Here is an 11,963-nt window from a genome sequence, read left to right as displayed (position 1 = left end):
GACGTCTACCCTTACCCTTTGACGGATCCGATCATCGTTCCCTTGACAAAATAGCGCTGCAGGAAAGGATAGATACACAGGATCGGAAACACGGTAATGACGAGCAGTGCCATCCGGAGCGATTCCGGCGTAGCCCCCGCCGCGCTGACATTGACGGTTTGTCCACCCTGCTGCGCAGCCCGCTGCATCGAGGACGACAACGCCTCCGCTTCGGTCAGCATTTGCTGAAGCAGGGTCTGCACCGGGATGAGGCTTTTGTTGGACACGTAATAGGTGCCGGTGAACCAGTCGTTCCAGTGCATCACGCCGACGAACAGCGAAATGGTCGCCAGTACCGGGCCGGACAGCGGCAGTATGATACGCATGAAGATTTGGAAATCGCCCAAGCCGTCAATCCGGGCGGCTTCCTCCAGCTCTTCAGGAATGCCTTGTATAAAAGTCCGAATAATGACGATATGCATAAAATTGAACAGGAACGGAATGACATACACCCAGAAGTTGTTGATCAGGTGAAGCTTCTGCAGCGTAATGAAATACGGGATAAAGCCTGCGCTGAAAATCGTGGGCAGAAAAATGTAAAAGGTGAAAAACGTGCGCCCGGGCAGCGTTTTTTTGGCCAAGGCATAGGCCATCAGCGTACTGAGCAGCACGCTAAGCACCGTGCCGAGCAGCGTCCGTAAAATCGTGATTTTATAAGCCTGCCAAATCTGCGGATTATCGAACACCTGGGCGTAATTGTCCAGCGTGAATTTCCGCGGAAAGAAATACAGAGCCCCCATCATGGAATCTTTACCGTCATTAAGCGAGTAGACAAGCACGTAAATGAACGGATAAATCATGGAAAAGGCGAACAGCGTAAGCAGGAAATAATTCAATGCAGTAAACCAGGAAAACGATCGTTTCTCCACGTAGGTTCCCTCCTTAGAACAGTGATACGTCGCTGACCTTCCGTGCAATCCTGTTGACGGTGACGATCAGGACCAGCGCAATCAGGCTCTGGAACAAGCCGACAGCCGCCGCATAGCTTAGCCGGCCCTGCTGGATGCCCTGAGTGATGACATGGACGTCGAGCACGCTGCCGATGGCTGCGGTGGAAGGACCGTTCAGAAGCAGAAGCTGTTCGAAGCCCGCGCTCATCAGGCTTCCCGTCGCCAGAATAAACAGAATGACCGCAACGTTGCGGATGCCCGGCAGGGTCACGTGCCAAATCAGGCGGAAACGGCCGGCGCCGTCGATTTTCGCTGCTTCATACAGCTGCTGGTCAATGCCCGCAATGGCCGCCATGTAGATGATCGAGTTCCAGCCGATGTTCTTCCAAACATCCGAGCCGATGATGACTTCATAGAACCACGAAGTGTTGTACAGAAATTGGATCGGCTCTACGCCCATTGACGACAGCAGGTCGTTGACCGGCCCGCCATAGGTAGCGAAGAGGCGCTGCATCAAGGTGACGACGACGATCCAGGAAATGAAATAAGGCAAATAGGATAAAGTTTGAACGGTTTTCTTGAATTTCAGATTTCGGATTTCATTGAGGAGGATCGCAAGGATGATGGGCATCGGAAATCCGATGATTAGTTTCATCAGGCTGATGATGATGGTGTTGCGGATAATGTCTGTCGATTGGTAGTAGTCGAAAAACTGCTTGAAGTATTTCAATCCCGCCCATGGGCTGCCGGTAAAACCGCCCACGAACGTATAATCGCGGAAAGCGACCTGAATCCCGTAAAGCGGAACGTAGGAGAACAGAAAAAACCAGATGATCCCCGGAAGCATGAACAAGTAAAACAACTTATGCTTCCAGATCCGCTTCCACAGTGTTGACGAACTCATAAGCTCCACCTCTGTTTTCGGATAGTATAGACGTTCCAGGTTTCGGCAAAGCGCTTGGTACTCAGTCTTCCTCCCCTCAAATCTTTGTAAGCGATTACACAACATATTCAGCTGTTCTCTTATCTACTTGACCTCCCTTGAAACGATGTCGATTCATGGAAGCTCTTGGATTAATCATAATATAATATAAATATTTAACATATTCAATATGTTAATAAAAATAAAAAAGACCTTTTCGAAGTGAAAAGGTCTTTTTTCTATACTGCATCGCTTCTTCCGATGGAAAATTAACGCGGTTTCACAGGCCCGGTTGTCTGTCCGACAACCAGCTCGGGGACGAGCAGCGTCTTCGTGTAACCTCCGCTCCGGTCCGTCCCCTCCCCAATGATGTCCACCAGCGTTTCCGCCGCGCGTAAGCCCATTTCATACTCAAACTGCTTGATATGCGTAAAAACGCTGAGCTCTTCCACGACGGAGGTCGGGTCGTCGAAGCTGACGATCGAGAGGTCGTCCGGGATGGACAGCCCGTTTCTCTTCGCCATCTGCTGGATCTGCACGCCAAGCTTGCCGTTCAGCGTGATGTAGGCGGTCGCCAGACCGCTGCGGATATACCGGTACAGCGGGTGCTTCTCCGGCTCATCCGAAGCATGAATCCGAAAGCCCGTAATGATATGGGCCGGGTTGATCAGCGCGCCCTTGTCCTTCAAGGCGTCCATGTAGCCTTCGATGCGCTCCTGGACGGTGACGGTCTGCAGCGGAGAATCGGAGCAAATGGCGATTTCACGGTGGCCCAGCTCCCACAAATGCTCTACGGCAAGCCGCGTCCCCAGCCGCCCGTCGGCCGCGATGTAATTGGTTTCGACACCCGGCAGAAACCGGTCGATCAAGACGAAAGGAAAGCCGGAGAACTTCAGGTTCAAAATTTCGTCGTTGTAATGCTCTTCGTCCACCGGGAACACCAGAATTCCTTCCGCACCGATCTGTTTCAAGGTTTTGATCGCTTCCTTTTCGTGCTCCAAATCCCCCTCGGACAGCAGAATCATGGTCCGGTATCCCTTGCTGCTGAGCCCTCTGCGGACACCGTCGATCAGCCGGACGGCAAAATAATCGTAAATCGAAGGCATCACAAGCCCGATGAGCCCCGTTTTCGGCTTCGCCTCTTCCGGAGCCCGGCCAAAGACCGGACGCGGTACCTCAGCTTCTTCCGCGGCCGCCGGCTCGCTGACAAAGCTGCCTTTTCCGGGGACCCGGCTGATGACGTTTTCGTTCGCGAGGCCGGTCAGCGCTTTCACAACCGTAATTTTGCTTACATCAAAGCGGTCCATGAGTTCCTTCTCCGTCGGGATACGATCACCGGACTTCAGGCCTTCCGATTCGATCAGTTCCCGGATGTACTGCTGTATTTTTTGATACAGCGGGGTCCGTGCGGTAACATTCAACAGGATCACCATACTTTAATTTGAGATTTTGTTATATATATTATCGGCTGGAACATGGGTTCGCAACATTCATCCTGACTAAAAAAATGGTCTATTCGTCTGATTCCTTAATTTGATATATTATATATGTTATATTGAATAACGGATTTTGTATAGCGGGGTTTTGCAAAAATGTCGCAATAACGCAAAAAAAGACGACCGCAATGCGGCAGCCTTTTTTTGAATCCATGCCTTTTCGAAATCGGAGTGAGCTTACACATTCAGCTCCAGCTTGGCATGATATTGACGGTACTGCGGGTCCTCCCCCGCGACCATCATTCCCATGCCCCAATCGATATGAGTCTCCCGGCTAGGCGGATCGGCAGGATCGCGGTATTGGAACAGGACGTTTCTGCGCGGCCGGCTGCTCTTGTTACGGTCGGACCCGTGAATCGTCAGGTAGTTGAAGAACAGCACATCGCCTGCGCTTGCCGGGCATGGTGTTCCCATGCTCACCGGGTAATCGCGGTGATCGAGGTAGTACCTGCCTACATGGGGAAGCGGTCCCTGCTTATGGGATCCGGGCACGACGCACAGGCAGCCGTTTTCCATATCCGCATCGTCGAGATGAACACTGGCGGCAAGCATCGTATGGCGATCATGAGGGAAATACGGATAATCCTGGTGCATCGGAAAAGCGGCGCCCTGCTCCGGCGGCTTGACCAGCATTTTGGTATGATGGAGCTGGACGTTGGGACCGATCAGCTGCGTCAGAACGCCCGTCATACGCGGATGCGCTACGGCACGGGTGAAGCTTGCGTCGTGAAACTGCAGATCGTGAAAGCCTTTGAGCACCAGCTTCTTCAATTCGTCCTGGGGAATGTAATCGCCCTGCCAAGTATGGTTGGCGTCCTGCTTGGCCGCAGCCGCCTTGGCAATCGTACGCTCCACCGCATCCTGCATTTCCTTGACTTCCTCTGCGCTGAACACGCCGCGGACGAGCAAATAACCGTTTTCGTTATAAAATTCGACGTCTTCTCTGCTAATCATCTTCCCGTTCCCTCCCGTAACATTTGAATGACAAATCGTGAATACGCCTTCATTATAGGGATAACTGACACCTGACGTCTTTGCCGGATTGGAACCTGTTTTTGTCGGATTCGGACACGAATGAATGAGGAGGACTTGAAATGGATCATCTCGTCTGGGGAGCCGCCCTGTCTAAACTGCATTCAGCCGTCGGAGAGCTGACCGAAGAGGATTTATGCATCCGCATACATTATTGGGGAGCCCTTGCGGAGCACCGGAGCAACTTAGAGCATAAGCATTCTTTTTTTGAAATGTGTTATGTCGCAGGCGGTGAAGGAACGTATGTGGATGAAGGCCGGATCCATCCGTTAGCAAAAGGAACGCTGTTCATTTCCAATCCCTACCGCATGCACCGTATTGAAAGCACAGGGATGCAGCTCATATGGCTCGCCTTCGATGTGGATGCCGGGCGCACCTCAGCGCCCTGGAACGGTCAATTTGCACGGCTGGCGCAGTCGGACTGCTATATTCTTCACGGAGCTGAAAACAGCCCGGCCGTCCTGCTCTGGAAAGCGATTATGCAAGCGGCCGCCGAACTGGATACCGCCCGATTTCCGCTGGACCGGCTGGTCCTTGCGCTTGTGGCTGCGCTGCCGCAAACCTTTACACCGGACCGCCAGCAGCACAAGCCGACGCTGCCTCCGCCCCGCTCCGCTTCTCTGAGGCAGGCGCTCCAATTCATCCGTGATAACCTGGAGTCGCCGCTAAAGCTGGAAGATGTGGCGCGGTATTTTCATATATCGGGAAGACATCTGGCCCGTTTGTTCCAGAAAGAGCTCAAAATGACCTTCACGGCATACGTCCGCCAGGAAAGGATCCGGCTTGCGGCGTACCTTCTGCGCGAGACGGACCGCTCCGTCAAGGAAATCGCCGACCTAACAGGATTCGGCTCCGTCCACTATTTTACCAGGATGTTCTCGGCTGCCGCCGGCATTCCCCCGGCCGCTTACCGGATCGCGCCACAGCAAAAAGGCATGCCCTTCGAAGATGAGCATGCCTGATTTCAAAATGTGTTCATAGGCGTAACATTTGTACGATTACTACGCGGGCTTCACGCTCTCCCGGTAATGGGCGGAGCCTCATTGGGACCAAAGGATACATTGATCCGATGATCCAGCACGACGGAGTCTTCCGTTTCAAACCGGATGCCCGTCGTAATATGGAACGGCGTCTCAATGAAGCGGATGCTCAGCTCCAGCGTATCCGGGGACTTCCATGTAAAGCTTGACACCGTTGCGGTCTCGCGGGGCATGATCAGATCAGACGTGCCTTCCAGCCATTTCCCGCGTCCCAAAGGCAATGCAAAATGCTTCCCGCCGGTCTCATACAGGTCAACCACCGCCTGATCGGCCTCGAAACGGACCGAAATCCGGCTCCAGTTCATGTCGTTGTCGTCCAGCACATAGTTTTTGCCGCTGACGGCGGATTCTAATTCCGGTTGAATGCTGTACGCGAGCGGAGCAAGCTGCAGGCTGCGGACCCGTTCCTGCAATCGGTCCTGCGTTTCTTCGTCCAGCGGGAGCTCCTCTCCGGCCATCGCTGGCAGCAGACGCTCCCAGACGGCGTTCATCACTTCCTGCATCTGGTTCGTTCCGCTCGTGACAGCAAGCACCGCCTCCTGCTCCGGCATGACGATGCAGAACTGGCCGAAGGCTCCGTCTCCGCGGTAGGCGCCGTGCCGGCATCTCCAGAATTGGTAGCCGTATCCCTGCGCCCAGTCGCTTTCCCCGCCGTCTCCGTTGGAGATCTGTTTCGAGGTCGCCTCATCTACCCACGATTCCGGAATCAGCTGGCTTCCGTTCCATGCCCCTCGCTGCAAAAACAGCTGGCCAAACTTGGCGATGTCTTCCGTCGTGATGCTCAGTCCGAAACCTCCAGTGTTGATTCCCCGCGGACAAGACTCCCAGGTGGGGTTGTGAATGCCCAGCGGCTCAAACAGCCGCTTCTGCAAAAATTGAAGCAGCGTCTGCCCGGTCACGGATTGCAGAATGGCCGACAGCATATAGGTTGCACCCGTGTTGTACACAAAATGGGTGCCGGGCGTATGCTCCACCGGAGCCGCGAGAAAGGCCTTGGCCCAATTCCCGTCCGTGCAGCGGTCAATGGCCCCCATCGTATCCTGGTCATTCCCCGTGCCCATCATCAGCAGATGCCGGATGTTCATGGCAGCCAAATTCGGGCTGACTTCCTCCGGCAGGTCGTCCGGGAAGAACGTAACGACCTTGTCTTCCAAAGACAGAAGACCCTCATGCACCGCGAGACCGATGGCTGTGGAAGTAAAGCTCTTGCTCAGCGAAAACAGCATGTGCGGCAGCTCCGGGGCATAAGGCCCCCACCAGCCTTCCGCAGCCACCTGTCCGCGGCGAAGCAGCATAAAGCTGTGCAGCTCAATGCCCTTGGCCTGTACCTCGTCCAGAAAATGAAGGATGGCCGCCCCGGGAATGCCCAGCGCTTCCGGTCTGCTTCTTGGTAATTGCAGGCTTGTATTTTCCATGGTTTCACACCCCTTTCGTTACAAACGTACCGCAGCCGCATACCAATTTCAAGCATTTTGTTTCCGCTTACAATCGGATTCCTTTATCGCCTTGCGTTAACCCTGTCCTGCTGTGCTATTATAATCCCTGATACCAAATCAAGATGGGAGGCTGACATGTCATGAAGTACCGCAGATTGGGCGGCACAGGCTTGGAAGTATCTAATCTTTGCCTGGGCACGATGGCTTTTGGAAGATGGATCGACGAGGAAGCGTCGGTGCGGATCCTGGATCACGCGATCGACCAGGGAATCAATTTTATCGACACCGCCAACTATTACGGCAAGGGGCAGGATGCCGACGTTCCGCACGGAACAGGCGAAAGCGAGGACATTATCAGCCGTGCCCTGAAGGGCAGACGGGATCAGGTCGTTCTGGCGACGAAAGTGGGCATCCGGTCAGGGTTCGGGAAAAATGACAGCGGCCTGTCGCGGACCCATATTTTGCGCGAAGTCGATAAGTCGCTGCAGCGCCTTCAGACGGATTATATCGACCTGTACCAGGTACATATTTTCGATCCGCACACGCCGCTGGAAGAAACGCTGCGGGCTCTGGACGACCTCGTTCGCCAGGGAAAAGTAAGGTATATCGGCTGCTCCAACTATGCCGCCTGGCAGATTGCCAAAGCGCATGCGATCAGCGAGCGGATGAACCTCGAAAAGTTCATTTCCGTGCAGCCGCAGTACAACCTGCTCTCCCGGGAAATCGAACAGGAGCTTCTGCCGTTCTGCGCCTCGGAGGACGTCGGCGTAATGGTATACAGTCCGATGGCGCGCGGGATGCTCTCCGGCAAGTACAAAGCTCCAGGGGATGCCCCACCGGAGAGCCGTGCCGCCAGCGGGGAGAAGCCGCTGCAGCAGTATTTTACCGAGCGGAATTATGAGCTTGTCAAAAAATACGCGGTGCTTGCCGGTCAATACGAAGTCAGCCTTTCCCAATACGCACTGTCGTGGGTGCTTAATCAGCCCGCGGTCACAGCCGCCATCATCGGTGCCAGCAAAGTGCATCACGTGACGGATGCCGCGCAGATCAGCGACTGGTCCTGGACGCCGGAAATGCTGCGGGAAGCAAGTGATGTCCGCAGTTCTATGGATGCATCGCAGTCTCATTAAAAAACAGTCCCGGCCGATATCTTGGCCGGGACTGTTTTTTTGTCATGCTCACTGGCGCGCCTGTCAACGGATGGCGATTATACCTAGGCACGTTCGGGCTCCCATTCGGCATTCAGCACATATGTTGACCGTATTTCGGTATGATGGTCCAGATCCGGCGCTGCCGGAATCCAGATCCCTATCCCCGCTATACTTCCGGTGTTGGCGTCGGCGCCGCATATTTCCCGTTGGAATACGTCTGGTCGATAATGCCGCGGATCTCTTTCACGCTTTTGCCCTCTTTGACCAGCGAAGCTGCCGTAAGCGCCGTCTCGACGCACACGCCGCAGCGGGTGCCGTGATCGTCCCAAACCACGCTTCCGTCCGGGTTGACTTCTTTAATAAAGCAGTTCAAATTGCTTTTGTGGCCTGCACTTTCCCCGCATCCGCAGTAACATGGAATTTGGCTGAGCACTTCCTTGACGCCTGCTGCCGCCATATAGGCCGTTCTGACAGTATCATTCGCCGGCTGCAGAAACGTAGGAAGCTGCTCCTTCCCGCCGGTCGTCTCCTGCAGATCGCCGTTGGCGGCCATCTGCTGGTGTGCGCCGTGATCGTGCTGCATCGTCTGCTCCGCCGAATCCGGGCCGCCCTTATCCGAGCAGCCTGATACCAGCAGCCCGCCAAGGACGATTCCCAGCACAGACAGCCTCGCCTTACTGCCCATCATCATGTATCTCCCCTTTGATTGTTGTCCATTTTACATAGTATACCATGCCGCTTGCCGGATATATAAATTCGGATGGCTTCGCAGCCGGTCACGGTGCCTGATCATGTCAGACCCGAGTGCCGGCGGGGGCATGTACATTTTCTTAACAGTAATTATTCCGTTTAAGGTGCCGTTTTGATATAATACAGGTATCTAACCTTTATTCCGGATTTTCACAGAAAGGTGATTGCCATGGAACAGTCCATCCATCCGTCCCAGGAATGCGACGCAACCTGCACGGGCTCAGACAATGAATTGGGCAAAATCAAAGAAGCGCTGATCGATGATCAAGCTGCCTCGCAGGTCGCCGATTGGTTTAAAGCCTTTAGTGATCCCACGCGGGTCAAGCTGATCGACGCGCTGCTGCAAAGAGAACTGTGCGTGCATGACCTGACCACCCTGCTCGGCATGGGCCAATCCGCGGTGTCCCACCAGCTGAGGTATTTGCGCAATTTGCGGATCGTCAAACGCCGCAAGGAAGGCAAAACGGCCTATTACTCGCTTGACGATACGCACATCGAACAGATTTTCCTGCAGACGCTGCAGCATACCCAGCATGGATAAATATTTCTAACCCAAGACCCTCTGCCTTTGGCGGAAGGGTCTTTTCTTTTTTACATATATAATCCAACCGGTTAGGCTTGGCCCGTTCAGGGCTTAACCCCTGGGAACAGTCTTCGGGCACGAGTACGGACGCTTCTGCACAATGAAAAGGCAGCAATAAAACGAGCGACTATCAGCTCCCCAAACGGCAGCGGGCGGCACCGCATGCAGCGGACCGCCCGTTAAACACAGTTTTGGAATCGTTTCATTATTTCAGCTTCAGCACCCGCATCGCATTTAAGACGGCCAGCAGGGTGACGCCGACATCGGAGAAGACGGCTTCCCACATCGTTGCGATGCCGAAGGCTCCAAGCAGCAGGAAGATCCCTTTGACCGCCAGCGCAAAAACGATGTTCTGCCATACGATTTGGCGCGTACGCCCCGCAATGCCAAGCGCGGTGACGATCTTGGACGGCTCATCGGTCATAATGACGATATCCGCCACTTCAATGGCAGCGTCTGATCCGAGGCCGCCCATCGCAATCCCCACGTCGGCTCTCGCCAGCACCGGCGTATCGTTCATGCCGTCCCCGACAAAAGCGATTTTTTCCTTGGGCTGCTTCAGCCGGCTCAGCCGTTCCATATGCGTTACCTTATCCTGTGGAAGAAGCTCGGCATGCACCTCGTTGACGCCAAGCAGCTTCCCGACCTTCTCCGCCACCGGGCGTGCATCGCCTGTCAGCATAACCGTCTGTTTGCCCCGCTGCTGAAGCGCGCCGACCGCCTGCGCAGCATCTTCCTTCACCTCGTCCGAGATGAGCAGATAACCGGCGTATTCTCCGTTCACGGCCACATATACGACGGTGCCCGGCGCATCCGGCTGCTGAGCCGCAATGCCTTCCTCCTTGAGCAGCTTTGCGTTGCCGGCCAATACTTCCACGCCGTCCAATTTCACGTGAACGCCGTGTCCCGCAGCTTCATTGTAGTCCTGTATTCGCGACGCATCTATTTCTTTCCCGTAGGCTTCCCTGATCGATTCGGCAATGGGATGGCTCGAATGAAGTTCCGCGAAGGCTGCATATTCCAGCAGCTGTTCAGGGCTGATCCCGTCGTGGGCCGGACGGGTTTCGGTTACCCGGAACGTCCCCTTGGTCAGCGTGCCGGTCTTGTCGAACACGACGTATTTCACATCATTCAAGGCTTCCAGGTAATTACTCCCCTTGACCAGGATGCCCGCTTTGGAAGCGGCGCCGATCCCTCCGAAAAATCCGAGCGGAATCGATACGACCAGCGCGCAGGGACACGAAATGACGAGAAAGATCAGCGCCCGGTAGATCCAGTCGGAGAACGTCGCGCCGCTCACCACGAGCGGTGGAACAATCGCAAGGAGCAGGGCGACGATGACGACGACCGGCGTATACAAGCGGGCGAACTTCGTGATGAAGTTCTCGGTAGGGGCCTTGTTGCTGCTGGCGTTTTGGACGAGGTCCAAAATTTTGGCCGCGGTGGACTCCCCATAAATCTTGGTCACCTCAATCGTAAGGACGCCGTTTTTGTTGATGAACCCGCTCAGCACCTCATCGCCTGCTTCCAGCTCACGCGGCACGGACTCGCCGGTCAGCGCCGAAGTATCCGCCATCGACCGGCCCTCAGTCACTTTGCCGTCGAGCGGGATCTTCTCTCCCGGTTTGACGATGATCAATTCGCCGACCTGGACTTCCTCGGGCATCACCTGTTTCGTTCCGTCCCCTGTCTTCAGGTTCGCATAATCCGGCCGGAGATCCATCATGGCGCTGATGGATTTGCGCGAACGGTTGACCGCAATGCCCTGAAACATTTCGCCGATCTGATAGAAGAGCATGACGGCAACCCCTTCGGGATACTGCCCTACGCAGAACGCCCCAATCGTCGCAACCGACATCAGGAAGTACTCGTCAAACACCTGGCCCCTAAGGATGTTGCGGATCGCCTGCAGAACGATGTCTCCTCCGGTAATGAGATAGGCCACCAGAAACATGGCGAGCTCGGCCCACCCCGTGACCGGCAGCAGCATCGCGGCTGCCGTGATCACTGCCCCTGCAGCCAGGCGGATCGACATGACCCGGATGCCGGAGCTGCCGTGATCATGCGAATGACCGTGATCATGGCCGTGGGCATGATCATGCGAATGACCGCCCGCTCCGTGGTCATGACCTTCGTGGGAATGACCGTGATCATGCGCGTGCCCATCATGATAATGGCCGCGGGACCTTTGCGGATGATTTCCTGCCGCTTTCGGAACCAGCTCACGCACGCTGACATGCGGCTCTAATTTTTTGACTTTCTTCGTAATCTCCGATATCAGCTGGCCTTGATCTTCTGAGGATTCAAAAGTCAGCGTCTGCTTGACGAAATTTACTGAGCAGGAAGAAATCCCGTCCATCTTCCGGACTCCATCCTCGATCTTCATGGCACAGTTTGCACAATCCAAGCCTTCGAGCAGCAGCTCACGCTTCACCTTAGAGACGGCTTCAGTCATCAAAATGCCTCCGATCCAATCACGAATATAATATGAGCATATATTCATATATAAACCTGTTAAGCACATTATATTCAGGGATGGAGAAGAATGTCAACCAGCTTTTCCGGGCTTTTCCACCAATGATGGAGAAAAACGAAAAAAAGGCAGAGGCTGTTCCCCTGCCTTT

10 protein-coding genes are annotated in these 11,963 nt (G+C 54.7%); 3 read left to right on the top strand and 7 right to left on the bottom strand.

Annotation, left to right across the window (positions count from 1 at the left end; translation table 11 throughout):
- Positions 1-11 precede the first annotated feature (11 nt).
- The 4 genes from IAE55_RS00100 to IAE55_RS00085 form a co-directional block, all read right to left on the bottom strand.
- Complete coding sequence (locus IAE55_RS00100) at positions 12-908, bottom strand: carbohydrate ABC transporter permease (protein WP_145946355.1); 897 nt, start codon at positions 906-908, stop codon at positions 12-14.
- Between the two features lie 13 nt (positions 909-921).
- Complete coding sequence (locus tag IAE55_RS00095) at positions 922-1,833, bottom strand: ABC transporter permease (RefSeq protein ID WP_089546755.1); 912 nt, start codon at positions 1,831-1,833, stop codon at positions 922-924.
- Positions 1,834-2,120: 287 nt separating this feature from the next.
- Positions 2,121-3,284 (bottom strand): GntR family transcriptional regulator, encoded by a 1,164-nt coding sequence (locus IAE55_RS00090; protein WP_397351409.1) that lies wholly within the window; start codon positions 3,282-3,284, stop codon positions 2,121-2,123.
- 240 nt (positions 3,285-3,524) lie between these two features.
- Positions 3,525-4,301, bottom strand: a complete 777-nt coding sequence (locus IAE55_RS00085; protein WP_200630589.1) for a phytanoyl-CoA dioxygenase family protein — start codon at positions 4,299-4,301, stop codon at positions 3,525-3,527.
- A gap of 140 nt (positions 4,302-4,441) precedes the next feature.
- Between IAE55_RS00085 and IAE55_RS00080 the strand changes: the two genes are divergently transcribed.
- Positions 4,442-5,341, top strand: a complete 900-nt coding sequence (locus tag IAE55_RS00080; RefSeq protein WP_200630588.1) for an AraC family transcriptional regulator — start codon at positions 4,442-4,444, stop codon at positions 5,339-5,341.
- 50 nt (positions 5,342-5,391) lie between these two features.
- Here the strand turns inward: IAE55_RS00080 and IAE55_RS00075 are convergent, their stop codons facing one another.
- Complete coding sequence (locus IAE55_RS00075; protein WP_200630587.1) at positions 5,392-6,834, bottom strand: serine hydrolase domain-containing protein; 1,443 nt, start codon at positions 6,832-6,834, stop codon at positions 5,392-5,394.
- A gap of 161 nt (positions 6,835-6,995) precedes the next feature.
- Between IAE55_RS00075 and IAE55_RS00070 the strand changes: the two genes are divergently transcribed.
- Positions 6,996-7,985 (top strand): aldo/keto reductase, encoded by a 990-nt coding sequence (locus IAE55_RS00070; protein ID WP_200630586.1) that lies wholly within the window; start codon positions 6,996-6,998, stop codon positions 7,983-7,985.
- A 187-nt stretch (positions 7,986-8,172) separates the two neighbouring features.
- On the opposite strand, the gene IAE55_RS00065 is transcribed toward IAE55_RS00070, so the two are convergent.
- Positions 8,173-8,697, bottom strand: coding sequence for a PCYCGC domain-containing protein (locus IAE55_RS00065; RefSeq protein ID WP_234489201.1), 525 nt, complete (start codon positions 8,695-8,697; stop codon positions 8,173-8,175).
- A 228-nt stretch (positions 8,698-8,925) separates the two neighbouring features.
- Between IAE55_RS00065 and IAE55_RS00060 the strand changes: the two genes are divergently transcribed.
- Positions 8,926-9,297 (top strand): ArsR/SmtB family transcription factor, encoded by a 372-nt coding sequence (locus tag IAE55_RS00060; RefSeq protein ID WP_076167400.1) that lies wholly within the window; start codon positions 8,926-8,928, stop codon positions 9,295-9,297.
- A 247-nt stretch (positions 9,298-9,544) separates the two neighbouring features.
- On the opposite strand, the gene IAE55_RS00055 is transcribed toward IAE55_RS00060, so the two are convergent.
- A complete protein-coding gene (locus IAE55_RS00055) occupies positions 9,545-11,794 on the bottom strand; it encodes a heavy metal translocating P-type ATPase (RefSeq protein WP_145156953.1) in 2,250 nt (749 codons plus the stop codon).
- Between the last annotated feature and the right edge of the window lie 169 nt (positions 11,795-11,963).

The sequence above is a fragment of the Paenibacillus sp. S28 genome (assembly GCF_016624415.1).
Taxonomy (GTDB): domain Bacteria; phylum Bacillota; class Bacilli; order Paenibacillales; family Paenibacillaceae; genus Paenibacillus_AQ; species Paenibacillus_AQ favisporus.
The sequence above is the reverse complement of the archived record's forward strand: the minus strand, read 5'-3'. Positions and strand labels throughout refer to the sequence as shown.